This is a genomic window from Streptomyces sp. XH2 (assembly GCF_049725035.1).
In the GTDB taxonomy this organism is placed as follows: Bacteria; Actinomycetota; Actinomycetes; order Streptomycetales; family Streptomycetaceae; genus Streptomyces; species Streptomyces roseoverticillatus.
Map to the genome: position 1 here is coordinate 170316 of NZ_JBMMMZ010000004.1, position 24320 is coordinate 194635.

At 74.9% G+C, this 24320-nt stretch carries 20 protein-coding genes; 11 read left to right on the forward strand and 9 right to left on the reverse strand.

Going from position 1 to position 24320, the window contains the following annotated elements; genetic code table 11:
* Window positions 1-7: 7 nt before the first annotated feature.
* The gene (locus ACOTKD_RS10225; protein ID WP_424888561.1) at window positions 8-1252 is read right to left on the reverse strand and encodes an alpha/beta hydrolase; all 1245 of its coding nucleotides are present in this window, start codon (window positions 1250-1252) and stop codon (window positions 8-10) included.
* 158 nt (window positions 1253-1410) lie between these two features.
* On the opposite strand from ACOTKD_RS10225, the gene ACOTKD_RS10230 reads away from it, so the two are divergent.
* The gene (locus ACOTKD_RS10230; RefSeq protein WP_424888562.1) at window positions 1411-2394 is read left to right on the forward strand and encodes a helix-turn-helix domain-containing protein; all 984 of its coding nucleotides are present in this window, start codon (window positions 1411-1413) and stop codon (window positions 2392-2394) included.
* A gap of 177 nt (window positions 2395-2571) precedes the next feature.
* Here the strand turns inward: ACOTKD_RS10230 and ACOTKD_RS10235 are convergent, their stop codons facing one another.
* Complete coding sequence (locus ACOTKD_RS10235) at window positions 2572-3846, reverse strand: MFS transporter (protein ID WP_424888563.1); 1275 nt, start codon at window positions 3844-3846, stop codon at window positions 2572-2574.
* An 88-nt stretch (window positions 3847-3934) separates the two neighbouring features.
* On the reverse strand, window positions 3935-4504 hold the full coding sequence (locus tag ACOTKD_RS10240) for a helix-turn-helix domain-containing protein (RefSeq protein WP_424888564.1): 570 nt from the start codon (window positions 4502-4504) through the stop codon (window positions 3935-3937).
* A 110-nt stretch (window positions 4505-4614) separates the two neighbouring features.
* On the opposite strand from ACOTKD_RS10240, the gene ACOTKD_RS10245 reads away from it, so the two are divergent.
* Window positions 4615-5466: a methyltransferase domain-containing protein gene (locus ACOTKD_RS10245; RefSeq protein WP_424888565.1), complete on the forward strand. Its 852-nt coding sequence runs from the start codon at window positions 4615-4617 to the stop codon at window positions 5464-5466.
* Between the two features lie 34 nt (window positions 5467-5500).
* On the opposite strand, the gene ACOTKD_RS10250 is transcribed toward ACOTKD_RS10245, so the two are convergent.
* On the reverse strand, window positions 5501-6289 hold the full coding sequence (locus ACOTKD_RS10250) for an alpha/beta fold hydrolase (protein ID WP_424888566.1): 789 nt from the start codon (window positions 6287-6289) through the stop codon (window positions 5501-5503).
* Between the two features lie 214 nt (window positions 6290-6503).
* On the opposite strand from ACOTKD_RS10250, the gene ACOTKD_RS10255 reads away from it, so the two are divergent.
* The 3 genes from ACOTKD_RS10255 (at window position 6504) to ACOTKD_RS10265 (ending at window position 9711) form a co-directional block, all read left to right on the forward strand.
* Entirely contained in the window at window positions 6504-7310 is an 807-nt protein-coding gene (locus ACOTKD_RS10255; protein ID WP_424888567.1) for an endonuclease/exonuclease/phosphatase family protein, read from the forward strand.
* A 256-nt stretch (window positions 7311-7566) separates the two neighbouring features.
* Window positions 7567-8244, forward strand: a complete 678-nt coding sequence (locus tag ACOTKD_RS10260; RefSeq protein WP_424888568.1) for a DUF4142 domain-containing protein — start codon at window positions 7567-7569, stop codon at window positions 8242-8244.
* Between the two features lie 6 nt (window positions 8245-8250).
* On the forward strand, window positions 8251-9711 hold the full coding sequence (locus tag ACOTKD_RS10265) for a DUF1996 domain-containing protein (protein WP_424888569.1): 1461 nt from the start codon (window positions 8251-8253) through the stop codon (window positions 9709-9711).
* A 263-nt stretch (window positions 9712-9974) separates the two neighbouring features.
* On the opposite strand, the gene ACOTKD_RS10270 is transcribed toward ACOTKD_RS10265, so the two are convergent.
* On the reverse strand, window positions 9975-11063 hold the full coding sequence (locus ACOTKD_RS10270) for a PucR family transcriptional regulator (protein ID WP_424888570.1): 1089 nt from the start codon (window positions 11061-11063) through the stop codon (window positions 9975-9977).
* A 401-nt stretch (window positions 11064-11464) separates the two neighbouring features.
* Between ACOTKD_RS10270 and ACOTKD_RS10275 the strand changes: the two genes are divergently transcribed.
* The 3 genes from ACOTKD_RS10275 to ACOTKD_RS10285 all read left to right on the forward strand — a co-directional run bounded on the left by ACOTKD_RS10275 (window position 11465) and on the right by ACOTKD_RS10285 (window position 14863).
* The gene (locus ACOTKD_RS10275; protein ID WP_424888571.1) at window positions 11465-12247 is read left to right on the forward strand and encodes a hypothetical protein; all 783 of its coding nucleotides are present in this window, start codon (window positions 11465-11467) and stop codon (window positions 12245-12247) included.
* Window positions 12244-13761 carry an NADH-ubiquinone oxidoreductase-F iron-sulfur binding region domain-containing protein gene (locus tag ACOTKD_RS10280; RefSeq protein WP_424888572.1) on the forward strand — a complete coding sequence of 506 codons (1518 nt, stop codon included), beginning with the start codon at window positions 12244-12246 and terminating at the stop codon, window positions 13759-13761. The genes ACOTKD_RS10275 and ACOTKD_RS10280 overlap by 4 nt, the downstream gene beginning before the upstream one ends.
* Window positions 13762-13885: 124 nt before the next feature.
* Window positions 13886-14863 carry an SCO0930 family lipoprotein gene (locus ACOTKD_RS10285; RefSeq protein ID WP_424888573.1) on the forward strand — a complete coding sequence of 326 codons (978 nt, stop codon included), beginning with the start codon at window positions 13886-13888 and terminating at the stop codon, window positions 14861-14863.
* Window positions 14864-15027: 164 nt separating this feature from the next.
* Here ACOTKD_RS10285 and ACOTKD_RS10290 read toward each other — a convergent pair whose 3' ends face one another.
* From ACOTKD_RS10290 to ACOTKD_RS10300, 3 genes are all read right to left on the reverse strand, one after another.
* The gene (locus ACOTKD_RS10290; protein ID WP_424888574.1) at window positions 15028-16113 is read right to left on the reverse strand and encodes a polyprenyl synthetase family protein; all 1086 of its coding nucleotides are present in this window, start codon (window positions 16111-16113) and stop codon (window positions 15028-15030) included.
* A gap of 167 nt (window positions 16114-16280) precedes the next feature.
* Window positions 16281-16778, reverse strand: coding sequence for a flavin reductase family protein (locus ACOTKD_RS10295; protein ID WP_424888575.1), 498 nt, complete (start codon window positions 16776-16778; stop codon window positions 16281-16283).
* On the reverse strand, window positions 16775-17785 hold the full coding sequence (locus ACOTKD_RS10300) for a D-2-hydroxyacid dehydrogenase family protein (RefSeq protein WP_424888576.1): 1011 nt from the start codon (window positions 17783-17785) through the stop codon (window positions 16775-16777). The genes ACOTKD_RS10295 and ACOTKD_RS10300 overlap by 4 nt, the downstream gene beginning before the upstream one ends.
* A gap of 938 nt (window positions 17786-18723) precedes the next feature.
* On the opposite strand from ACOTKD_RS10300, the gene ACOTKD_RS10305 reads away from it, so the two are divergent.
* Window positions 18724-20283, forward strand: coding sequence for a glycoside hydrolase family 47 protein (locus ACOTKD_RS10305; protein ID WP_424888577.1), 1560 nt, complete (start codon window positions 18724-18726; stop codon window positions 20281-20283).
* A 34-nt stretch (window positions 20284-20317) separates the two neighbouring features.
* Here the strand turns inward: ACOTKD_RS10305 and ACOTKD_RS10310 are convergent, their stop codons facing one another.
* Window positions 20318-20986 (reverse strand): hypothetical protein, encoded by a 669-nt coding sequence (locus ACOTKD_RS10310; RefSeq protein ID WP_424888578.1) that lies wholly within the window; start codon window positions 20984-20986, stop codon window positions 20318-20320.
* Between the two features lie 693 nt (window positions 20987-21679).
* Here ACOTKD_RS10310 and ACOTKD_RS10315 point away from each other — a divergent pair.
* Complete coding sequence (locus ACOTKD_RS10315) at window positions 21680-23149, forward strand: hypothetical protein (RefSeq protein ID WP_424888579.1); 1470 nt, start codon at window positions 21680-21682, stop codon at window positions 23147-23149.
* A gap of 130 nt (window positions 23150-23279) precedes the next feature.
* Window positions 23280-24308, forward strand: coding sequence for an L-threonine 3-dehydrogenase (gene tdh, locus ACOTKD_RS10320; RefSeq protein ID WP_424888580.1), 1029 nt, complete (start codon window positions 23280-23282; stop codon window positions 24306-24308).
* Window positions 24309-24320 lie beyond the last annotated feature (12 nt).

Consider the following 24320-nt stretch of genomic DNA (forward strand, 5'->3'; position numbering starts at 1 on the left):
GGCCCGCTCAGTGCGCCGGCAGATGCCGGGCGAAGAACGAGCGCAGGTGGTGGCGCACCGCCGGCACGGCTGCGGACGGGTCCGCCGTCCCGACCATCCTCGCGCGGTCGGCGGCCGTCACCAGCCCGGCGGTCTGCAACTGCGGCACCAGGGCCGCGTAGTCGGTGAACACCCAGTGCGCGGCGTGGTCGAGCTGCCGGCGGCAGGCGCGTCCCCCCGAGCGGGTGAGGACCGCGGGCCAGGAGTGCTCCAGCCCCTTGCGGTCCTGGAATCCGTCCGATCCCAGCAGGAGCAGCGGCCGGTCCGTCCCGCACCGGGCGACCGGGTACAACTCGCCTTCCCCGCCGGGCGTCTCCGGCGCGCGGTCCAGGTAGCCCTCCAGGTCGGCCGCCGCGTCGATGCGCCGGTCGTCGTACATCGCCTGCGTGACGGCCGTCCCGCCCGCCGAGTGCCCGTAGGCGCCCGTCCTCCGCAGGTCCAGCGCCCGGCCGAGGTGCTCCGGCAGGGGGCGGCCCGCCGCGTCCGGGTTCCGCCCGGCGGCCAGGACTTCCAGCTGGTCCAGGACGAACCTGATGTCCGCGATCCGTGTGTCGATGAGGGTGCGGAAGAGTCCGGGGTCCGTCCTCGGGTCGTAGCGCAGCACGGTGGAGCGGACGAGCTCCCGGCCGGCCATGGCGACCGGGAACTCCACCTCGCAGGCGTCGCCCGGGTGGTCGACGGTCACCACGACCCAGCCGTGGCTCGCCAGTTCCTCCGCGAGGCCGGTGCCCATGGTGCGCGCGTCACCGCCTCCCGGGCTGTAGAGCAGGACGGGCCGCGGGCGAGCCGCCTCCGCGGGGGCGCCCGTGGACGAATGGGTCGTGATCGCCGCCCAGTTCACGCCCGCGGCGGGCAGCTCCGGGTGGCTTCTGCGGCCGTCCGCGCCGAAGTCCGCCGCGGCGGCCGCGGTCATCTGCGGGGCACGACGGCAGCCGCGCACGGTGCGGGCCGGGTAGAACACGGACGCCATCACCTCGCGGACGGGGATCTCCGGCTCCAGCGGATCGCGCCGGGAGCGGTCGACGAGGTAGAGGGTGGTGATCCCGGTCCGGTACGGGCCCGTCGGCGCCGGCAGCCGCAGGGTGATGCCGTCCGCGGTCCCCCGCGCCCGCGCGGCGGCCGGAGTGCCGGCGCCGCCCGCGAGCAGCACCCCCGCGGTGGCCGCCAGGGCCGACGTGGTGACGGCCCGTCGGCCGATGTGATGATGGCGCATGGCGCTCCCCTTACCTGCGGTGATGTAGGTCCTTGTGCCACCCGGCGGCCGTTTGGGTGAATGCCGTGGGCACGACCTGCATGCTGGTGCCCGGCGGGGGCCCCGGGCGAAGGTTCAGGCCCTGCCCGAAACGATGGCGCGGTGCCGGCGGGAGTGCAGTGATACGGATCCAGTTCTCGGCCGCCGACTTCGCGCGCGTGCGGTTCGCGCCGCGGCCCGTGCCGCTGCAGGCGCTCAACACGGCCTTCATGATGCTGTTCCGCGGCGACGACCACCTGCTCTACGGGCGCTGGCGGCAGCGGCTGCTGCGCAACCTGCCGGCCGCCGCGGAGCCCCTGGGGGATCTGGTCACCGCGGCCGGAGCCCCGCTCTTCCTCGACGAGCTCGGCGACGGGTCCGGCGACGCGCCGGAGGACGGCCCGGACGCCGTACGGGCCGCTCCCCCGGGCCTGGTCCGCGCCGAGCTGGAGCGCGTGTACGCCGGCCACCCGGCGCCGCCCCCACCGTGGGTCCGCGACCTGCACCGGGGCGACGCCGGTGCCTGGCAGCTCCTGCGGCGCGCCCAGCACGCGGCCTTCGAGACGGCCGTGCGGCCGGTGTGGCCCCTCGTGCAGGACCTGCACCGGGCGGAGTTCACCCGCCACGCCCTGGCCGTGGCCGAGCACGGCGTCGGCGCGGCCCTCGCCGCGCTCGTGCCGGGCAGCCGGCTGCGCGGGGACGTCTGGGAACTCCCGGCGCCCGGCGAGCGGGACCTCGCGCTCGGCGGCCGGGGCGTCCTGCTCCTGCCCGCGTTCCAGTGGACCGGCCATCCGCTCGTCGCCGACCTGCCCGGCCGGCCCCTCGTCCTGAGCTACGCGGCCGGCCCGGGGCTGCCGCTCTCCCCGGAGGGGGCGGACGGCGCGGACGGGGCCCTGGCCGAGGTGCTCGGGCGGACCCGCGTCGACGTGCTGACCGTGCTCGGGCAGGAGCACACCACGAGCGGCCTGGCCCGGCGGCTCGGCGTCAGCAACGCCACCGCCTCCGCCCACGCCGCCGCGCTGCGCGGCGCGGGTCTGGTCACCTCGGCGCGCGCGGGACGGGCGGTGCTGCACCGGCGAACGGACCTGGGAAGCCTGCTCCTGCGGGGGCGAGGACACGGCTGACGCCGGCGCGGGAGCGCCGGGAGCGGACGGTCAGCAGCGGAACGGCGGAAGAGCCGCTTGCCAGGACGGGCCGTACGCGCTGCGGGGCGGGCACCGCCGGCCGCTGCCGGGCGGGCGAGTGACCGGCGACGGCGCGGCCGTCCCCGCCCGGCCGGGCGCCGGGGCGACCCTCTTCTCCTACGGCTGCGGCGAGCGCGCGTCGTAGCGCGCGAAGCCGCGCCACTGGACGGCGATGAGCGCGATCGCCGCCAGGCAGGCGAGCCCGCCGCCGACGACCGCCCAGGACGGGGAGGCGAGGTCCGCGGCGGATCCCGCGAGGAAGTCGCCGAGCCGCGGCCCGCCCGCGACCACGACGATGAAGACGCCCTGGAGCCGGCCCCGCATGTCGTCGGGGGTGGCCGCCTGGAGCATGGTGGTGCGGAAGACCGCCGAGATGCTGTCGGCACAGCCGGCGAGGCCGAGGAAGAGCAGGCCGAGCCAGAGGTTGCGGCTCAGCCCGAAGACGGTGACGGCGGCGCCCCAGCCGCCGACGGAGAGCAGCACGGCGAGCCCGTGCCGGTGGATGCGGCCGAGCCAGCCGGAGAACAGCCCGCCCAGCACCGCCCCGACGGCGGGTGCGGCGACCAGCAGGCCGACGGTCTTGGTGTCCCCGCCGTACCAGAGCCCGGCTATGGCCGGGAAGAGCGCCCTGGGCTGGGCCAGGACCATGGCGGCCAGGTCGGCGAGGAAGGTGATGCGCAGGTTGGGACGGGTGACGAGGAAGCGCAGGCCGCCCCGGACGGAGGCGCGCCCCTGCCCCGGCCCGCCGCCGCTCTTCTCGGGGCGCATGGAGGGCAGGCGCCACATCGCGTACAGGGCGAAGGCGAACGAGACCACGTCGATGAGGTAGGCGGCCTGGAAGCCCCAGAGGCCGACGACGGCGCCGCCGAGCATGGGGCCGCCCATGAGCCCGAGGTTCGTGGTCAGGGAGGTCAGGGCGTTCGCCGCGGGAAGCTGCTCCGGGGGCAGGAGCTTGGGGATCATCGCGCTGCGGGCCGGGCTGTTCATGGCGAAGCAGACCGACTGCAGGGCGACGACCGTGTAGAGCAGCCACACCTGCCGCAGGTCGAGCAGCGCGGCGGCGGCCAGCACGACGGACAGCAGCGTGGCGCCGGAGGCGCTGGCCAGGCCGAGGGTCCGGCGGTCGACGGTGTCGGCGACGGCTCCGCCGTACAGGCCGGCGGCTATGAGCGGGACGAGGGAGCACAGGCCGACCAGGCCCACGGAGAACGTGGAGCCGGTGATCGCGTAGACCTGCAGGGAGACCGCGAGGGCGGTCATCTGCTGGCCCACCCAGGACACGGTGTTCCCGGCCCACAGGCGGCGGAAGTCCGCGGAGCGGCGCAGAGGGGTGATGTCGGCGAGGTAGCGGGTGCGCTGCGCGGGCCGGGCGGCGGGAGGAGCTTCGGGCACGGGAGGTCTCCGGGGATGGGCACAAGAGCGGCAGCCCACAACATCGCCACGGAGATCCGCCTGCGGCAACAGGATTTTCGAACGAGTGTCAGGTCCCTTCCGTCGGCCGGGCGCGGACGTGCATGCGCTCGCCCTGGGGGCCGAACAGGCTGATGATCTCCACCGGGGCGTCACCGGTGGAGCCGAACCAGTGCGGCAGCCGGGTGTCGAACTCGGCGACCTCTCCCGCCTGGAGCACGAGGTCGTGGTCGGCGAGCACCATCCGCAGCCGGCCGCTGAGCACGTACAGCCACTCGTAGCCCTCGTGGGTGCGCGGCTCGGGCGTGCTGCGGGTGGGGCCGATGACCATCTTGAAGGCCTGCGGCCCGCCCGGCTGCTGGGTCAGCGGCACCACGGTCGAGTCCCCGCGCCGGACCGGTTTCAGGCGCACCCGCGGGTCGCCGACCGGGGGTGCGCCGACCAGCTCGTCGAGGGGCACCTGGTGGGCGTGCGCGATCGGCAGCAGCAGTTCCAGGCTCGGCTTGCGCTGCCCGGTCTCCAGCCGGGACAGCGTGCTGACGGAGATCCCGGTGGCCTCCGAGAGCGCGGCGAGGGTGCACTGGCGCTGCTGGCGGATGCGCTTGAGCCGCGGTCCGACGGCGGCGAGCACTTCTTCCATCCCTCTATTGCAGAAACAGCAACAAGGTTTGTCAAGGAGTCCGGTCAGGCCGCACAGTCTGCGCCGGAAGCACGAGTACGAATACGAGTACGAACCAGGGAGCGGATGAGATGGCGGACGGGACGCACGACTTCGACTGGGCCGCGCTGGCGGGCATGCTGGAGCTCGAGGGCGAGGCCCACAGCCCCTACGTGCAGCAGGCGTTCGAGGAGCTGGAGCGGCTGGTTCCGGCGCCGGGGCGGATCCTGGACGTCGGCAGCGGCCCGGGGGTCGCGGCCTGCCGGCTCGCGTCGGTGTTCCCGCGGGCCGAGGTCGTCGCGGTCGACGGCGCGCCGGAGCTGCTGGCCCTCGCGGAGCAGCGGGCCGCGCGGCTCGGCGTCCGGCTGGGGACGCGGGCGGCGGAGTTCCCGGAGGGGCTCGCCGGCCTGGGGACCGCGGACCTGGTGTGGTCCGGGCAGGTCGTGCACCACGTCGGCGACCAGCAGGGCGCGCTGGACCGGCTCGCCGGGCTGCTCGCACCCGGCGGCGTGCTGGCCGTCGTCGAGGGCGGCCTGCCGGCCCGGTGCCTGCCGCGTGACCCGGGCTTCGGGCGGCCGGACCTGCACAGCCGGCTGGACGCGGCGATGGCGGGCCGCTTCACCCGGATGCGCGAGGAGCTGCCCGGGTCCGTGGCGGTGACCGAGGACTGGTCCGCGATGCTGCGGGCGGCCGGCCTGACCGAGGTGCGGAGCAGGACCTTCCTCGTGGACCGGCCGGCGCCCCTGGACGAGGGGACGCGGAAGTTCGTGCGGCAGACGCTGGAGCGGCAGCGCCGGATCAGCGCCGACGTGCTGGACGCGGAGGACACGGCGACGCTGGACCGGCTGCTCGATCCGGCCGATCCCGCGGGGGTCGACCACCGCCCGGACCTGTTCCTGCTGGTTGCGAAGACGGTGCACTTCGGCCGCCGCCCCCGGGACTAGGCGGGGCGCCGCCCCCGGCAGAACGTCTTCCGCTTCACGTGCCGCGCTCGCACTCCGCGAGGAAGTCCAGCACCAGCGGGCTCGCCACCGCCCGGAACTCCTCGAAGTAGGCGTGCCGCGCGCCGGGGATCAGGTGCAGCCGGGCACCCGGGATGCGGTCCGCGAGGAGGCGCGCGTTCACGGCGGGGTTGAGGAGGTCGTCGTCGCCGTGCACCACCAGCGTGGGCGCCGAGACGCCGGGCAGCGCGTCCCACGCGTCGTGCCCGTTGCTGGCCGCGAGGTGCCGGCGCCGGGCGTACGCCGGCATGGCCGGATCGCCCAGCACGCCGGAGGGGCCTCCGCGTGCGGCGGGCCAGGCCGGGGTGTACATCAGGGCCCGCAGCGCCTGCCCCGCCGCGGGCCCGGGCCGGGCCAGCGACCTGCGGACGTCGTCGCTGCGCTCGACCGCGTGCCGGCCGCCCGGCGACGTGCAGCCGAGGACCAGGGCGCGGACCCGCTCCGGGTGCCGGACGGCGAGCTGCTGGGCGACGCGCCCGCCCATGGAGGTGCCGTAGACGTGGGCACGCTCGACGCCGAGGGCGTCGAGGACCGCGATCACGTCCCGCGCGAACCCCTCGGTGCTGTACGGCTCGTCGGGCTTGTCGCTCGCGCCGGTGCCGCGGTAGTCGAGGGTGACGGTGCGGTGGGCGGCCCGGAAGTCGTCGCGGACGCCGTCCCACCAGTGGTGGTTGTTGGCCTGGCCCGCCAGCAGCACGAGCGGGGAGCCGTCCCCGTCGGCCTGATAGGCGATGCGGATCCCGTCCGCGGTCCCGGCGTACGGCATGGGCGCAACCCTCCGGCGCTTTCGTGCTGGTGACGGTCGGTCACAGTAAGCACCACCGGCGCCGGAACCCGCAGTGACCGGCGTCACGGGAGCGCGCCGGGCGAGCGGGCGGCGGCAGGATCCGGGCGCCGGGCCCGCCGCGCTCCTTGCCCCCTCGGCCGCGCGCCGGGAGGATCCTCCGGGACGTTCCGGACCCTCCCGACCAGGAGGCACCATGCCCGCCCCTGTTCCGCACGCCAGCCGGTGGGGACTGCGCGTGATGACGTTCAACCTGCGGTACGCCTCGGAGAACGACCCCCATCCGTGGTCGCGGCGCCGGCCCGTGATGCGGCGGCTGCTGCGCCACGAGAGGCCCCACGTGCTGGGGACCCAGGAGGGCCTGCACCGGCAGCTGCGCGACATCGCCGAGGACCTCGGCCCCCGCTACGCCTGGCTCGGACTGGGCCGGCACGGCGGCAGCCACGACGAGTTCGGGGCCGTCTTCTACGACACGCTGCGGCTCGCGCCGGAGGAGTTCGACCACTTCTGGCTGTCCGGCACCCCCTCCCTCATCGGCTCGGCCACCTGGGGAAACACGATCGTCCGCATGGCGAGCTGGATCCGCTTCACGGACCGGCACACCGGCGCGGACTTCTACCTCCTCAACACCCACCTCGACCACGCCCACCAGTACGCGCGGGAGCGCAGCGCGGAGCTGATCGGCGAGCGGCTGCGGGCCCTGGACCCGGCGCTCCCCCGCATCGTCACGGGCGACTTCAACGTCCCGGCCCACGCCAACCCCGTCTACGACGCGCTGCTCGGCGGCGGCGCCCTGGCCGACACCTGGGACACCGCCGCCGAGCGCGGCCCGCAGTACGCGACGTTCCACGGCTACCGGCCGCTGGTCCCGGACGGGGACCGCATCGACTGGATCCTGGCGACCCCGTCGGTCCGTACGCTGCGGGCCGCCGTCAACACGTACTCCCTCGACGGGCGTTTCCCGAGCGACCACCTCCCGGTGCAGGCGCTCGTCGAGCTGTGACCGCGTAGCACCGGCTCCCGGCCGCGGAGCGGCAGGCGGACAGGCCACGCGGACGGACCACGCGGGCGGACCCTGCGCGCGCGGAACGGTAGCAGCGCGCGGGGGCCGGGGACGGGGGTTTGTCACCGGGCGCGAATCCTCGTCCGCCGCGTCCGGCCGGCGGTTAGCGTCCGTGGGCGTTCCGGCAGCCGAGTCGAGCGAAGAAGGTGCCATGCGACCGGTACGTCCCCTGCGATCCGCACGCCCTTTGCGGTCCGTGTCCTCCCTGCGATCCGTGTCCTCCCTGCGGGCGCTGTCGCCCGCGTCCCAGCGGACCCTCGGCACCGGCCTCGTCGTCCTCTCGCTCGCCGCGACCCTGCTGGCGCTGCTGATCCCCGTGTACCTCTTCGGCGGTGCCGGGACCGCGGCGGCCAGTGCGCCCACCGCGTGGACCGACGACGGCGAGGGCACCCGGCGGACGCCGTCGGGGCCGCTGACGGCGCTGGACCGGGACTTCGTCCGGCGGGTCCGCCTCGCCGGGCTCTGGGAGAAGCCCGCGGGCAAGCTCGCCCTGGAGCGCGGCACCACGGACGCCGTGCGGATGGCGGGCGAGCACCTCGTGGACGGGCACACCGAGCTCGACCAGCGGTCCGCGGACACGGCCCGCTCCCTGGGCGTGAGCCTGCCGGAGCGGCCGAGCGCCGAGCAGCAGGGGTGGCTCGGCCAGTTGCGGGGCTCCCGGGGAGCGGACTTCGACCGGCTCTTCGCGAACCTCGTGCGCGCCGCCCACGGCAAGGTCTTCGGCCTGGTGGCCCTCGTGCGCGACCGCACCTCCAACGCGCTGGTACGGGCCCTGGCGACGCGCGCCAACACCGTCGTCCTCGACCACATCACCGTCCTCGAGAACACCGGACTCGTCGACTTCCCCCACCCCGGCGACAACGAAAAGAAGTGACCCCACATGATGCGACAGGCCCACAAACGCTCGAAGCTGAAAACCCGGGCGGTGGTCGCGGCCGCGGCGCTGCTGCTCGGTGGAGGCGGTACGGCGATCATCGCCGACCACGCCTCGGCCGGGGCCGCCCGGGACGCCGGCACGAGCGCGCGGCAGAACGCCGAGCCGGCGGCCATGACCATCTCCTGCCCCGACGTCGGCGACCGGCTGCGGGACGTGCCCGCCGCCGCGCAGCCGGCCGTCTCCCGGGGGCTGTCCCAGCTCGACGCCCAGGTCGCCCAGGCGTACGGGCGGCTGACGGGCGCCGGCCACGACAGCGGCAGCGACGACAGCGGCGGACACGACGCCGAAGGACACGACGGGGCGGACACGGGTGCCGGCGCGGTGCTCGGCGACCTCCAGCAGCAGCGCACCGAGACCATAGGCCGCATCTCCGACTCCGTGCGCGCCGCGGGGAACCGCCCGGCCGGCTCCGGCCCGGACGGGCTCACCGGACTGAGCCGGTGCACCACGAGCAAGGTCAGCACGGCCGCGGCCGACGACTCGTCCCGGCCGCTCAGCTCCCGGCTCGGCGACCGCGGCATGCCGGGCGGCCCGTCCCGTGCCGACTTCGCCGACATCCGGAACGCCCCCGCCGCGAAGCGCACCCCCGCCACCGGCCGGGCCGGCTCGACCGGCACGTTCACCACTGTTTGCGGGCGCAATGAAAATGGCCACTTCAACCCCGACAACGTCATCGTGACGCCCGGGGTGCGCAACGGCGCGCACCACATGCATGATTACGTGGGCAACAAATCCACCGACGCCTTTTCCACCGACGCGAGCCTCGCCGCCGCGGGCACGACCTGCACCAACGGGGACAAGTCGACGCACTACTGGCCCGTGCTGCGCGTCCTCGACGGAAAGGCCGCACCGGACGCGAATGCGCCCGGCGGCGGGCACGACGGGAACATGGGAACCGTCCTGCGGCCCGCTTCCGTGACCCTGCAGTTCCGGGGCAGCCCGGTGACGAAGGTGACCGCGATGCCGCGATTCCTCCGCATCATCACCGGCGATGCCAAAGCGCTCACGAACGGACTCGCCAACGCGAATGCCTCGTGGAGTTGCACCGGCTTCGAGAACCGGCAGCTGAAGGACAAATACCCGGTCTGCCCGGACGGCTCGGACGTGGTCCGCACCTTCGCCTTCCAGAACTGCTGGGACGGGCGCGGCACCGACAGCGCCAACCACCGCACCCACGTGGCCTTCGCCCGCGCGGACGGCTCCTGCCCGCGCGGCTTCCGGGCCGTCCCGCAGCTGGTGCAGCGCATCACCTACGACGTGCCCGCGGGCGTCCCGTTCGCCGTGGACAGCTTCCCCGAGCAGCTGCACAAGCCGGTCACCGACCACGGGGACTTCATCAACGTGATGCCCGACGCCCTGATGGCGAAGGCGGTGTCCTGCATCAACTCCGGCCGGACCTGCTGACACCCCCAGCCCCCGGCGCGGGTGCGCTCACCCCCCACTGCCACCCGCGCCGGGAAGGCGGCGGCCCCGAACTGCCGGATTCGGGGCCGCCGTATGCCGTTCCGGCGGATCAGTGGTGTCTCCGGTTGCGGCCGGCCGGCCTTCCGCCGGACTCTCGCCGCTGCGGCTTCTCGCCGTCGCGGCGGGACTTTTTGCCGCGACGGCGGCGCCGGCCGGCGCGGGGCACGTCCGCACGTGCCCGTTCCACGGCGCCGCGCCACGGCTCACAAGCCGTTGACCCGGGCCGCCCTGCCCGCCGCTCCCAGGGGATGGACCGCGGCGCCGAGGGCCCGGGCGGAGCCGTGGGCGCGTGAGCGCAGCAGCCGGGCCCTGGCCATCAGCCGCCGGCTGCGCAGGGCGAGCTCCAGCTCGAAGCGGCTGTGCGGCTCGCGCATCGCGGGCCCGAAGAGCTTCTCGATCTGGCGGAGGCGGTAGCGCACGGTCTGCGGGTGCACGTTCAGCGTGCGGGCCGCCTCCGGGGCGCCGCCGCTCTCCAGCCAGGCCAGGAGCGTCACTTCCAGGCGTTCGCTCTGCCGCGGCGTGAGGTCGTCCAAGGGGCGCAGCCACCGCGCCGACAGGGCCCGTGCCAGGGATTCGTCCTGCAGCACCAGCAGGTCGGACAGGTGGTCGTCGACGAAGGTGATGCGTTCGGCAGGGCCGGAGACCGCCCCCGCGAGCCCCAGCAGCCGGCGCGCCCAGCGCAGCGACGCGGCGGCCTCCGCGACGGGCACGGAGTGGCCGACGGCGGCCGGGCGGCCGCCGAGCGCCGCGTCCAGGGCCGCCTCCAGAGCGGGGCGGGCCCGCGGCCCGGGGTCGGGGATCAGCAGGCACAGGTCGGCCTCGACCGTGCCGGGCAGGCCCTGGCCGAGCGCCGCCGCCAGCTGGGAGGTGAGCTGCGGGGAGGGCGGGGGCACGAGGTGGGGCGCGGGCACCGGCGCGTCTCCGGTGCCCGCGCCGGCGAGGACGACGGCCCGGACGCGGCGCGGCAGCGGCCAGGCCGCCTGGGCGGCGAGTTCGGCGAGGACGTCGGCGGGGATGCACCGGTCGTCGGCGAGGGCGGCGAAGAGGGCCTGGCGCGCCCGGGTGCCGGGCATGGGGGTGACGACGCGGGCCGGTTTTCGCCGCTGCTGCGGTATGCGGGGTTGTTCCGGGCCCGGCGCGGGCCGCAGCCCGAGGGTCAGCAGCAGCGCCTGCTCGACGGCGGTCCGCGTCGCTTCCGTGCCGATGCGCCGGGAGGCCGCCGCGAACGCCGGTGTGCTGCGCTGCAGTTCCTCGGCCAGCTGGGCGGCGACCGCGGGGAGTTCCCTTCTCACCACCCGGGTCCACTCGCCGCGTGGTCGTGACCAGATGCGGTTAAGGATTTCGCACATCGTCTACCTCCGGACTTCCGTACCGGGCGCGAGGGACGGGAAACCGTGAATTGCGGTCCGGGCCCTCTCGCCTGAGTGGGCATCATCAGCAGTCGGCGGCCGCCGGGGGGACAGCCGTACGGGAATTTGTCACAGCGCGATAAACCTTATGAAGATCCTGCGGAGATGGACGATGCTTCTGCACATTCGGCCGCCGGGCCTCCGGTGGCCGGCCGGTCACACCGCGTGAATTCAACAAGGGCCCTCCCGGCGGACGACGCCGATGCGAGGGATTTCCGGATTTCTCAGGAACACGGGCGGTTGCCGGAAGCACCGGCGGCCACCTGTCGGAGACCCGCATGCACATGTCGCGAATGCAAACCATCTCGCCGCCGCCCCGTCCGCGGCCACGGCCGCGCCCACGGGCCCGGCCCCGCAGCGGGGCCCGCGGCCGCTCCCGCCCCGCCGCCGGGAGCCGGGCCACCAGGGCGCGGGGCCGGCCGCAGCTGCGGCCCTCGGCCCGCCCGGCCCTGCCCGCGGCGATCCTGCTGCTCCTCGCCGTCGCCGCACAGGCCGGCGTGGCCGAACGGACGCAGGAGTTCCTCGACTTCGGCGCGGGAGTGCTCGCGCTCGTCTCGCTCACCTCCACGGTGCTGTGGGGTCTGGCCGCAACCGGCCGGCGGCTGCTGGGCCCGGCCCACCGCCTCCTCGCCCAGGGCGTGCACCGCGGACTGGCCGTGGCCGGGCTCGGCTTTCTCGCCCTGCACATCTGGGTCAAGGTTGCCGAGGACCGTACCAGCCCGGCGGCCGCGGCCGTTCCGTTCGCCGACAACGGCCAACCGTTCCTGATCGGCCTGGGCACGATGGCGGGTTACCTCTTCGTCGCGGTCGCCGTCAGCGGCGCCTTCCGCAGCGCGTTCAGCAGCGTCGGCGGCTCGCGCCGGTGGCGGGCCCTGCACATGGCCGCCTACCCGGCCTGGGGCGCAGCCCTGGTGCACGGCCTGCACGCGGGCCGGCCGGCGGCCGGCTGGGCCACGGCGGCGTACGCGCTGTGCCTGGCGGGAGTGGCCGCCGCCCTGACCCTGCGCCTGCGCGCACGGCTGCGCGAGGAACGCGCGGAACGCACCGGCCCCGGGGGGCAGGCATGAACCGGACCGCACCCGCGCCCGTGCCCTCCCTGGCCACCGTCGGACCGCCGCGGCTGCTGGCGGGGCTGGACGAGACGGCGTGGATGGACCGCGAGGCCCACCTGGCCGTGCACGGCCCCCCACCCGGCCCCGGCGTGGACGAACTCGCCGCGCTCGCCGAGGACATCGGGCTGCGCGGCCGGGGCGGCGCGGGCTTCCTGTTCGCCCGCAAGCTGCGCGCCGTCGCCGCGGCGCAGCGCCGCAAGGGCTCCTCCGCGTCCGTCGTCGTCAACGGCAGCGAGGGCGAGCCCGGCTGCCTCAAGGACACGGCCCTGCTGCTCTACGCGCCCCACCTGGTCCTCGACGGCGCGCTCATGGCGGCGCGGGCCCTCGGCGCCGACCGCGTGGCCGTCGGCGTGACCCGGCCCGACGTCGAGCGGTCGGTGCGCCGCGCGCTCGCCGAGCGCGGTCCGGAGCCCGGGCCGCAGGCCGACGTGACCCTGCTGCCCGAGCGCTTCGTCACCGGCGAGAGCTCCGCGCTCGTCCGCGGCATCGACGGCGGCCCGGCCCTGCCGTCCGGGCGCAGGGTCCGCACGAGCGAGAGCGGGCTCGGCGGCGCCCCCACCCTGCTCTCCAACACCGAGACGTTCGCCCAGCTCGCCGCCGCGGCGCGGCTCGGGGCCACGGGCTACGGCGCGTGCGGACTGCCCACCGAACCCGGCACCGTCATGCTGACCGTGGCCGGCACCCACGTCGTGGAGACGCCGACCGGCGTGCCCCTGACGTACATCCTCGACCTGTGCGGGACCGCACCGGGCCAGGGCGTGCTGGTCGGCGGCTACCACGGCAGCTGGCTGCCGCCCGACGCGGCCCGCGCGGCCACGGTCTCCCGCGACTCGCTCGCCGCGGCCGGCGGCGTCCTCGGGGCCGGCGCGGTGCTGCCGCTGCCCGAGACGACGTGTCCCGTGGGCGAGGTCGTGCGGATGGCCCGGTGGCTGGCCGCGCAGTCGGCCGGGCAGTGCGGCCCGTGCGCCCTCGGCCTGCCCTCCCTCGCGGACGCGCTCGCCGAGGCGGCGGACGGCGGCGGGCAGCGCGCCCTGGACACCGCGCGCGCCCGGATGGCGGCGGTGGAGCAGCGCGGCGCGTGCGGGCACCCCGACGGCAGCGCCCGGTTCGTGGCGTCCGCCCTCGCGGTCTTCGCCGACGAGTTCGCGGCGCACGCCCTCGGGCACGGCTGCGCCCGCCCGGTGCTCGGCGCCCTGCCGCTGCCCGAGGGGGACCTGCTGCACACCGCCGTGTCCGGGGCCCGTTCGGACTCCTCCGCGCAGGCCCCGGCCCAGCAGCTGCTGGTGGACTGGACGCTGTGCCGGGGGCACGGCCTGTGCGCGGACCTGCTCCCCGGGCTGCTGCGGCTCGGCGCGGACGGCTATCCCGAACGGGCCGTGATGCCCCTGCCCGCACGGATGCGCGGACGGGCCCTGCGAGCGGTGCGGCGCTGCCCCGCCCTCGCCCTGCGCATCGCGGCCGCCGGCTGAACGCCTCCTGTCGTTTTCTGTCACCGGATGACAAGTTTCCGGCCCCGCTGAGCGTACGGCGGGCCGGCCCCGTATCTCCCCTGCAACGGCGGACCACCGCCGGCACACGAGCAAAGGACGGTTCATGAACAAGCTGCGTCACGCCTCCCTCGCGGGAACGGCGATCACGGTCATGGTGCTCACGGCGGCCTGCGGCGGCAGCGGCTCGTCCGCGAAGGACGACTACGGCAAGGCTCCGGCCGGGAGCACCTCGAAGATCGGCGAGGGCTACGGGGCCGGCTCGGCCGGCTCCTACGGCTCCGGCGGCTCCTCGCAAACGCAGGCCAAGAACGCCCCGGCCAAGGAGATGACGGTGCGCGAGGCCCCGGGGATCGGCTCCGTCGTCGCGGACAGCGCCGGCATGACCCTCTACCGCTTCGACAAGGACACGGCGCAGCCGCCCGCCTCCACGTGCGACGGCGACTGCGCGAAGGCCTGGCCTCCCGTGCCCGCCGGCGACGCGACGGCCGCGTCCGGGATCGGGGCGGCGGTCGGGGAGGTCCAGCGCTCCGACGGCACCAAGCAGCTCACCCTCGCGGGGTGGCCCGTCTACCGCTACGCCAAGGACACCGCGCCCGGCGACACCAAGGGGCAGGGCGTCGGCGGCACGTGGAGCGCGTTCGCTCCCGACGGCAAGAAGGCCGGCGGCGGCAAGCAGGACGAGTCGCAGGGCGGGAAGCCGGACGCGCAGGCCCCCGCGGGTGTCTCTGTCACGGACAACCCCGCCCTCGGCAAGATCGTCGTCGACGGGAAGGGCCGTACGCTGTACCGGTTCAACAAGGACAGCGCCTGGCCCATGAAGTTCGCCTGCACCGGCACGTGCCTGGACACGTGGAAGCCGGCGGAGCCCGTCGAGAAGAGCGCCGTGCGCGGGGTGCCCGACAAGCTGATCAGCACGGTCACGCGGCCGGACGGCACGAAGCAGCTGGCGGTGGACTGCTGGCCTGTGTACTGGTTCACGGGCGACAAGAAGCCCGGGGACACCGCGGGGCAGGGCAAACAGGGGCTGTGGTTCGCGGTGAACGACCAGGGCAAGAAGGTCACCTCGGCACCACAGGGCTGACGCGGGTGCCCCGGAGGCGGCGGACACGCGTGTGCCCCTTACGGGTGTGCCGCCGCGCCCCCGGCGCGCCCGGGAGCGTCGGTCTTCCGGGACTTCGGGGGCCGGATGGCCGGGGTCGGCCCGGGCAGGTGCTGAGGGCGGGGCAGCGCGTTCCCCTCCCCCGCTCACGCGGTCCGTACGGCGGCCTCCCGGGCGAGGCCGCGCAGGGCCGTGCGCGCGGCCGGCCGGAACTCGTCGTGCTCCAAGGCCTGTTCGGCCTGGGCGCAGCGCGACCGGATGAGCTCCTCCACGGTCGCGTGGGCGCCGGTCTCGGCGAGCAGGCGGCGGATGCGGTCGGCGCCCCTCTCGTCCAGCCCGGGGTTGCCGAGCAGGGTGCGCAGGGTCCGCCGCTGGGCCCGGTCGGCGCGTTCGAGGGCCAGGGCGACGAGGGTGGTGTGCTTGCCGTCCCTGAGGTCGTCCAGCCGGGACTTTCCGGTCACGGCCGGGTCGCCGTAGACGCCCAGGAGGTCGTCGCGGAGCTGGAAGGCGTCGCCGAGGGGCAGGGCGTAGTCGCTGAGCAGGGCGCGGAAGGCCGGGCCGGCGCCGGCGAGGGCGGCGCCGATGTGCAGGGGGCCTTCCACCGTGTACGTGGCGGTCTTGCAGCGGCCGATCGCGAGCGCGCGGGCGATGCTCGCGGTGGGCCGGCCGGTGGACAGCAGGTCGAGGCACTGGCCGTACATCACTTCGGTGCGCATCGCGTCGATCAGCGGGAGGACGTGCGCGAGGCGGCCGGGGCGCAGCCCGGCGGTGTGGAGGAGCTCGTCGGACCAGACCAGGGCGGCGTCGCCGATCAGGAGTGCGGCGCTCCGGCCGAGCCGGGCGGCGGAGGCGCCGCCGCGCCCGGTGCGGTGGCGGTCGGCGAGGGCCCGGTGGACGGTGGGCCGCCCGCGGCGGGTGGCCGAGTCGTCCATGAGGTCGTCGTGGATGAGGGCGAAGGCGTGGAACATCTCCAGCGAGGCCGCCACCCGCAGGGTGGTGGCGGGGATGCCGTGGCCGCCCGCCGCGTGCCAGCCGATGACGCACAGCAGGGGCCGCAGGCGTTTGCCGCCGGAGAAGAGGAAGTCCCGGAGGAAGGCGGTGACCACGACCGGGTGGCCGGCCGCGGCGGCCGCGCGGGCCTTCTTCTCCAGGAATGCGGACAGCACGACGTCGACCCGGTCCCTTATCGAGGGCAGGTCCAGAGGCGTGGTCGCGAGATCAAGGGTCGGCATGGGGCGGTCCCCTCCGCTGTCGCGTCCCGGTGCGAAGGTATCGCCGTGCGGGGCCCCTTCGTCAGCGGCGCTCGGGAGTGAACGGAGCACCGCGCGGCGGTCGTGCGTACGAGGAGAGGACGGCGGGCGCCCCCGGGCCGGCCGGTGGCGCCCGCCGTGACGCGGTGTCAGAGCCGTGCGGGCACGGTGGGGCCGACGGGGCGCAGGGCGCCCTGCAGGTGGACCAGGCCGCCGCCGGGCTCGCCCGGCTCCGCGTGCTCGACGGCGGCCACGACCAGGTGGTGGTCGCCTGCGCGGATCACGTCGCGGCGCGAGCAGACGAGCCGTGCCCGGCAGCCCTCCAGGAGCGGTACGTGGTGGGGGCCTCCGGTCCAGCGGGTGGGCGGCGCGAACCGGTCGGTCCCGCGGGCGGCGAATCGTTCCGCCAGATCGGTCTGACCGGCGCCCAGGACGTGGAGGCCGAACCAGCGCGCGTCCTTGATCCGCGCCCAGGTGGACGAGGAGTCGGCGAGTGCGAAGGAGACCAGGGCGGGTTCGGCGCTGAGCGAGGTGAAGGAGGTGATGGTCACCCCGGCGGGCCCGGCCGGGGTGGGCGCCGTGAGGACGGCCACGCCCGACGCGTGGGCACGGAGCACCGAGCGCAGGGTGGCCGCGTCGACGGTCACTGCCCGGCCCCGGTCCGGGCGAGGTCCGTGCGGGCCGGCCCCGGGTGCCCGCCGAGCACCCGGACCGGCGATCCCGCGAGGTACGCCCGGATGTCCTCGACCGCCTGGCCGTAGTACGTCGCGTAGTTGGCGCGGGAGACGTAGCCGAGGTGCGGGGTCGCGAGGAGGCGCGGCGAGGTGCGCATCGGGTGGTCCACGGGCAGCGGCTCGATGTCGAACACGTCGATGCCCGCGCCCGCGATGGCCCCGGTGTGCAGGGCCTCCACGAGCGCGTCCTGGTCGACGATCGCGGCCCGCGAGGTGTTGACGAGATAGCTGGTGGGCTTCATCAGGCCGAGCTCCGCGGCACCGAGAAGACCGTGGGTCCGGTCGCTCAGCGCGAGGTGGACGGACACGAAGTCGCTGGTCTCCAGGAGCTCCTCCTTCGACGCCGCGAGGCCGACGCCCACCTCGTCGGCCCGCTCCTGAGTGAGGTTCCGGCTCCAGGCCACCACGTCCATGCCGAACGCGAGGCCGACCCGTGCGACCCGGCCGCCGATCTTCCCGAGGCCGAGCAGACCGAGGCGGCGGCCGTGCAGGTCGACGCCGACGGTGGACTGCCAGGGTCCGCCCAGGCGCAGGGCGGTTGCCTCGGGCACGATGCCGCGGGCGAGGCCGAGGAGCAGCGCCCACGTCAGCTCGGCGGGTGGGGTGGAGGAGCCGGCCGTGCCGCACACGGTGACGCCGTGCCGCTCGGCGGCGGCGTAGTCGATGACGGAGTTGCGCATGCCGGAGGCCACGAGCAGCTTCAGGCGGGGCAGCCGGGCGAACAGCGACGCCGGGAAGGCGACGCGCTCGCGGAGGGTGACGGCGATGTCGAAGTCGGCGAGGGCCGCGGCGAGGGCGTCCTCGGTGCCGAAGTGACCGGGGAAGGAGACGACGTCGACGTCATCGGCGACGGGCGACCAGTCGGCGGCGGTGGCGGCGACGGACTGGAAGTCGTCGAGCACGGCGCAGCGGAGTTTCATGTCAGCACTTTCCCTCGGGGTGTGGATGGCGGTCACATGTCGGTGCGGCGGGACTTTGCAGCCGGACGGTCCGGTCGTATCGAGCGCCGGCCGGGGCTTCGCGGCCGGGCGGGCCTGTCATGCCGGGTGCCGGCCGGGGGGTTGGCCATGTCGGGTACCGGTCGGGGCCTTGTTCGCATCAGGTGTCGGTCGGGTGGTCACAGCCGGGCGGCCCCGTCATGTCGAGTGCCGGCCGGAGCTGCGCGGCCGGGCGGCCCTGTCACGTCGGTGCCGGGCAGGTCTTCGCGACCGGGCATCCACCTCGTGCCGGTCGGGTTCGCGGGGATGCGGGCGGCCTGTGGACGTCCGGATCATCCGGCTGCGGGCGGGGCGCCGAGCCGGGCACGCCCGGGTCTCCGGGCCTGCCGTGTCGCGAGCAGGGGCCGGGGCCCGGGCGGTGCCGCGCCCGCCCGCTGCCCGGCGCGCCGCCGGGGCCCGATGGCGCGCCGGGCGGGTGACGGTCGTCGGGGGCGGCGCTGCGGGCCGGCGACGGGCAGCGGACCCGGAGATCCGGGCAGCGAATCCGTAGCGGCGGCGACCGGCGAGGCCGACGGGGCGTGCCCGCACGGAAGTTGACCGCGCCCCGGCGGCGTCCCGGCCGGCTGCGGCGCATGCCGCCGGGACGCCCACGGCGGCGATGAAGCCGACGGCGCCCGCACAGATGACGCCGTACCCGCCGGAGGCCTCCCCGCGTCCGGAACACGATGCGCCATGTCGGAACTCACGCCCTTCCCCCAAAGGCCTGGTTTTCGATCATCCTGGCCAAGGCGGCCGATCGAGGTCAATGGCGGCCGGACAGGCCGGTGGAGTGATCCGGGACACAGGCACCCGCAGGCTCCGCGAGGAGCTCCGCCGCGCCTGCCGCCCGCAGCGGCGGAGCCGACGCATACTGCGATCAAGTGTCCGGGTGGGGAACCGGTGACCAGGAGGACCTGCCCGTCATGACGTACGCATCGCCCGGCGGCCGGACGGCCCGGCGCGGGCCCACGACCCGCCGCAGCCTGCTCTGCGCGCTCGCCGCCACGGGCGGGCTCGCGGCGAGCGCCGGGCCCGGTCTCCTCGCCGGGCCCGGCGGCGGACGGCGCGCCGTGGCGCCGCTGCCCGGCGGCACGTCCCGTTCGCTGCCCCGGGCCGCGCCGCCCGGCGCGCGGCGGCGGGCGGCGCGGCCGGACCGGGCGAAGGCGCAGGAGATCCGCGCGGAGTTCGGCCACGCGTGGGAGGGGTACAAGCGGTTCGCCTGGGGGCACGACGAGGTGCTCCCGGTGTCGGGCCGGCACCGGGAGTTCTTCGCGAAGAACCACCCGGTGGGCCTGTCGATCGTCGAGGCGGTCGACACGCTGCACCTGATGGAGCTCGACGACGAGGTCGACCGCTGCGTCGGCTGGATCAAGGACCGGCTGGACTTCGACGTGAACGCCGACTTCCAGGTGTTCGAGTCCACCATCCGGCTGGTGGGAGGCCTCCTCTCGGGCTACCTCGCCACCGGCGAGAAGGAGCTGCTCGGCCGCTGCACGGACCTCGCGGACCGGCTGCTGCCCGCCTTCACCGCGTCGCCCACCGGCATGCCCTACCGGTACGTCAACCTGCGGACGGGGAAGGTCCGGGGCGCCACGCTGCCGCTGGCCGAGATCGGCACCAACGTGCTGGAGTTCGGGGCGCTGTCCCGGCTCACCGGCGACTCCCGGTACCGGCGGGCGGCCCAGGGGGCCCTGCGCGCCGTCGTCGAACGGCGGTCGTCGCTCGACCTGCTCGCCACCCGGATGAACGTGGAGACCGGCCGCTGGACCGACCGGGAGAGCGTCGCCGTGAACCCGCCTGCGGACTCGTTCTACGAGTACCTGTGGGGCGCGTGGGTGATGTTCGGCGACGAGGAGTGCCGGGACTGGTTCCGCATGTTCGCGGCCGCCATGCGCCGGCACCAGGCCGAACACGTGGACGGGCTGCTCTGGTTCAAGCACGTCGACTTCGCCACCGGGGAGCTCATCAGCCGCCGGGCGTCCGCGCTGTCCGTCGCCGTGCTGCCGGTCGGCGGGGACAACGAGCTGGCCGCCGGCCACTACCGCTCCTGGACGGCCGTCCTCGACAAGTACGAGGTCGTCCCCGAGGAGATCGACTACGGCCGCGGGCTGAAGATCCTCAGCCCGCGGAACGACCTGCGCCCCGAATACGCCAACTGCGCCTTCCAGATGTACTGGCAGACCGGGGACCCGTACTACCGGACGACGGCGTGGCGCTACTTCCAGAACCTCAAGCGGCACCACCGCGTGCCGGGCGGCTACACCGTGCTCACCGACGTCACCCGGCGGCCGATGGCCAAGGGCGACCACTGCCCGGCGTACGTGTTCGCCGAGAACTTCAAGTGGCTCTACCTCACCTTCGCCGACGCTCCGCGCTTCGACTACGAACGGGGCTGGCTCAGCACGGAGGGGAAGGTCCTCGACGGCTTCCGGGACGCGTGAGCCCGCGGTCCGGGCCCGGGCTGACGGCCGGCCGTCAGGGCTTGAGCTGCTGCTTCACCTCCGCGACCTGCGGCCCCGTGTCCACGGCCGGGACCTTCCAGCGGTCGTCGCTCTTCGTGCCGTCCGTGTAGACGATCGTGCCGCCCCTGGCCTGGGCGGGAGTGAGGTCGAAGACCTTCGCGCGCACCTGCGACGCCCCCGGTGCGATGCCGCCGGAGTGCCGGTACTTCTCCAGGACCACCTTGGCGGCGTTGCCGTTGCCCGCCGGGACGGACTGCCCGTCGGCGGCGACCCAGCGCCAGCCGCCGCCCTTGGCGGGCGCCTCCTCGTCGGCGGGGTTGGCGCTCAGCGACTTCTCCAGCAGCGTCACCACGGCGAACGTGCCGTGCTGCGGGGCCGTCCGGCCGCCCTCCTTGGCGTAGACGACGGTCGTCGGGGTGATCTCCAGGATGCCGACCGTGCCCGCCCCGACGGTCCGCGAGGGCTCGCCGAAGGCGAGGGCGGCGCCCTTGGGGCCGCCGGAGGCGGTGGGGACGGTGGCGGCGGTGGGCTGTGCGGTGGCCGGTGAGGTGGCCGGTTTGCCGGTGGTGACCTGCGACGGGCGGGTCCCGCCGCCCTTCGCGTCGTCGTCGTTGCAGGCGGTGAGGGCGAGGCAGCCGACGGCGGTGACGACGGCAGCGGCGGCGAGCAGGTTCTTGCGCATGGATCCCCCCAAGGCTTCGGCGCGCACGGGGACCGTACTGCCGCCGGGACGGCCGCGGGGGGCCGTTGACCGAGCCGGTACCAACGGGATGCTTCCGTGACGAACACCCACTCATCGGATCCGTTGATTGGTAACGGAACCAGCAGGTATGTCGCCCTCGTCTAGCACGTCGGTTCGAAGACGAGTGGTGACGATCTGGAGGAGGCACCGGTGGCAGGCGAGTCCCCCGGCATGGCGGAGCGGCAGAAGGGGCCGGCGGAGCGCGCGCGGCGGTCGCCGGAAGCTCCGGAGACCGCCGGGACCCCGGAGCGTCCGGGAGGACTTCCGGGCCGGTCGGCGGAAACTCCGGAACCGTCGGCGAACGCTCCGGAGTGGGCACTGGAGCCCCGGAAGCAGCCGGCAGGGGCTGCCGAGAGGGCCACCGACGCCCCGGCACAGCCGCCGTCGGCTCCCGGCCGGTCGGCGGAAGCTCCGGCGCAGCGAGCCGAAGCTCCCCAGCTACCCTCCAGCGCCTCGCCACAGCCGCAGGCGGCCGCCGGGCAGCCGGTGGAGGCCCCAAAGCCGTCGGCGAGGACTTCCCGGCAGCCGGCGCAGCCGCAGGCGGCGCCGAGGCCGTCAGCAGAGCCCTCCCGGCAACCGGCACAGGCCCCGGCCCAGCCGGGGGAAGCTCTGACGCGGCGAGCCGACGCTCCCGTGCGGCCCGCCGACATACCGGCACAGCCGCAGGCGGCTGCCGGCCAGCCGCCTGCGGGCGCTCCGGCGCCGCCGGCCGAGGATCGCCCGCAGCCGGCCCAGGGCGCGGCGCAGCCGAAACCGCGACCGGACGCCCCGGCAGACCCCCGGCCGGAGGCTGCCCCGCCGTCGGCGGACACCCCGCCCCTCGCCCTGCTGGCACAGCTGACGAACCGCCCCGCGCCCCCGCCCACCGCGGCCCGCACCGTGGCGCGGCGGCTGAAGATCTGGTCGCCGCTCGTTTTGCTGCTCGTCGTCCTCCTCGGCACCGTCCAGCTGCTCCGGCCCCTGCCGGACCCGAAGTTCGTGGTGGCCGGGGGCTCGTACACGTTCACGGGTGACGCGTTCGCGATGCCCTGGCCGGGCGAGGGGCAGGCCGCGGCCGAGGTCGTGGGCGTCGGAAGCCTGGGCACGTACGGCGAGCAGAAGCCCGTGCCGACCGCGAGCGTCGCCAAGGTCATGACGGCGTACGTGATCCTCAAGAACCACCCGCTCAAGGCCGGCGAGGAGGGCGGCCGGATCACGATCGACGCCACGGCGGCCAAGGAGGCGGGCGCCGAGGAGGAGTCGCGGGTGGACGTGTCGGAGGGGCAGGACTACACCCTGTTCCAGATGCTGCAGATGCTGCTGATCCCCTCCGGCAACAACATCGCCCGGCAGCTCGCCCGCTGGGACGCGGGGTCCGAGGACGCCTTCGTGAAGAAGATGAACGAGGCGGCGAAGGAGCTCGGCATGGACGACACGACGTACACCGACCCGAGCGGCCTGGACGCGTCGACCGTGAGCACCGCCGTGGACCAGGTCGAGCTGGCCCGGGAGGTCATGAAGAACGACGTCCTGCGGAAGATCGTCAAGATGCCCAACGCCGACGTCCCCGGCCTCCCCGGGCGGATCTACAACAACAACGACGACCTGCTCGTCAGCAACCCGGGCGGGCTCGGCATCAAGACGGGGTCGAGCGGCCCGGCGGGCGGTGCGCTGATGTGGGCGGCGAAGCGGACGATCAACGGCAAGGAGCGTCTGATCGTCGGCGCCACCATGGCCCAGCGGCAGGCGGGCAGCAACGACGCGAACGCCCATTTGAAGGTCGTCAAGGAGCGCAGCTACAAGATGATCAAGGCGGTGCAGGACGCACTGGTCCCTGCGACCGTCGTCCGTAAGGGTGATGTCGTCGGGCACGTGGACGACGGGCTCGGCGGCCGGACCCCGGTCGTCGCGACCAAGGACCTGCAGGCCGTGGGCTGGGGCGGCCTGAAGGCGAAGCTGGAGCTCACCGGCGGCGGCAAGCTCGTCCCGCACGAGGCGAAGGCCGGTACGGAGATCGGGTCGCTCACCGTCGGAACGGGCCCGGGCCGGGCGCAGGTGCCGGTCGCGCTCCAGCGGGACCTGACGGCGCCGGGCGCGGGGGCCAGGCTGACCCGCCTCGGGTGAGGCACGCGCGCACCGTGTGAAGTTCTGCTGTTGGCCCGCTTAAGAAAACCTCGATGGACTTCACGGTCATCACTGGGCACATTGGTGCGCGCACGCAAAAGATCGCCTCACCACGCCTGGAGCCGCAGCCATGAAGGCACTCGTCAAGCACAAGGCCGAGCCCGGGCTGTGGCTCATGGACGTCCCGGAGCCGGAGTACGGCCCCGACGACGTCATGATCAAGGTGCTGCGCACCGGCATCTGCGGCACCGACCTGCACATCCGCTCCTGGGACGGCTGGGCCCAGGGCGCGGTGCGCACCCCGCTGGTGCTCGGCCACGAGTTCGTGGGCGAGGTCGCGGCCGTCGGCGCGGCCGTCCGCGACATCACGGCCGGCGACCTGGTCAGCGGCGAGGGACACCTGGTCTGCGGCAAGTGCCGCAACTGCCTGGCGGGCCGCCGCCACCTGTGCCGCAGCACGGTCGGCCTCGGCGTGGGCCGTGACGGCGCGTTCGCCGAGTACGTCGTGCTGCCCGCCTCCAACGTGTGGGTGCACCGCACGAAGGTCGACCTCGACGTCGCCGCGATCTTCGACCCGTTCGGCAACGCCGTGCACACCGCGCTGTCCTTCCCGCTCGTCGGCGAGGACGTGCTGATCACGGGTGCGGGCCCGATCGGCATCATGGCCGCGGCCGTCGCCAAGCACGCCGGCGCCCGCAACGTCGTCATCACCGACGTCAGCGAGCCGCGCCTGGAGATCGCCCGCAAGGCCGGCGCGACCCTGGCCCTCAACGTCTCCGGCGCCTCCATCGCGGACGCGCAGCGCACGCTGGGCCTGCGCGAGGGCTTCGACGTCGGCCTGGAGATGTCGGGCCGGCCCGAGGCCATGCGCGACATGATCGCGAACATGACGCACGGCGGCCGGATCGCCATGCTGGGCCTGCCGGCCCAGGAGTTCCCCGTCGACTGGGCGAAGATCGTCACCTCGATGATCACCGTCAAGGGGATCTACGGCCGGGAGATGTACGAGACCTGGTACGCGATGACGGTGCTGCTGGAGGGCGGCCTCGACCTCAGCCCGGTGATCACCGGCAAGTACTCGTACAAGGACTTCGACGCGGCCTTCGACGAGGCCGCCGACGCCCGCAGCGGCAAGATCATCCTCGACTGGACCGCCTGACCCCGGCCGGCC

Bases quoted from the DNA above. Each gene is read 5' to 3' on its own strand.
- ACOTKD_RS10225 (WP_424888561.1), bottom strand. From the start codon at position 1,252: ATGCGCCATCATCACATCGGCCGACGGGCCGTCACCACGTCGGCCCTG.
- ACOTKD_RS10240 (WP_424888564.1), bottom strand. From the start codon at position 4,504: ATGGAAGAAGTGCTCGCCGCCGTCGGACCGCGGCTCAAGCGCATCCGC.
- ACOTKD_RS10245 (WP_424888565.1), top strand. From the start codon at position 4,615: ATGGCGGACGGGACGCACGACTTCGACTGGGCCGCGCTGGCGGGCATG.
- ACOTKD_RS10250 (WP_424888566.1), bottom strand. From the start codon at position 6,289: ATGCCGTACGCCGGGACCGCGGACGGGATCCGCATCGCCTATCAGGCC.
- ACOTKD_RS10255 (WP_424888567.1), top strand. From the start codon at position 6,504: ATGCCCGCCCCTGTTCCGCACGCCAGCCGGTGGGGACTGCGCGTGATG.
- ACOTKD_RS10265 (WP_424888569.1), top strand. From the start codon at position 8,251: ATGATGCGACAGGCCCACAAACGCTCGAAGCTGAAAACCCGGGCGGTG.
- ACOTKD_RS10275 (WP_424888571.1), top strand. From the start codon at position 11,465: ATGTCGCGAATGCAAACCATCTCGCCGCCGCCCCGTCCGCGGCCACGG.
- ACOTKD_RS10280 (WP_424888572.1), top strand. From the start codon at position 12,244: ATGAACCGGACCGCACCCGCGCCCGTGCCCTCCCTGGCCACCGTCGGA.
- ACOTKD_RS10285 (WP_424888573.1), top strand. From the start codon at position 13,886: ATGAACAAGCTGCGTCACGCCTCCCTCGCGGGAACGGCGATCACGGTC.
- ACOTKD_RS10290 (WP_424888574.1), bottom strand. From the start codon at position 16,113: ATGCCGACCCTTGATCTCGCGACCACGCCTCTGGACCTGCCCTCGATA.
- ACOTKD_RS10300 (WP_424888576.1), bottom strand. From the start codon at position 17,785: ATGAAACTCCGCTGCGCCGTGCTCGACGACTTCCAGTCCGTCGCCGCC.
- ACOTKD_RS10310 (WP_424888578.1), bottom strand. From the start codon at position 20,986: ATGCGCAAGAACCTGCTCGCCGCCGCTGCCGTCGTCACCGCCGTCGGC.
- tdh (WP_424888580.1), top strand. From the start codon at position 23,280: ATGAAGGCACTCGTCAAGCACAAGGCCGAGCCCGGGCTGTGGCTCATG.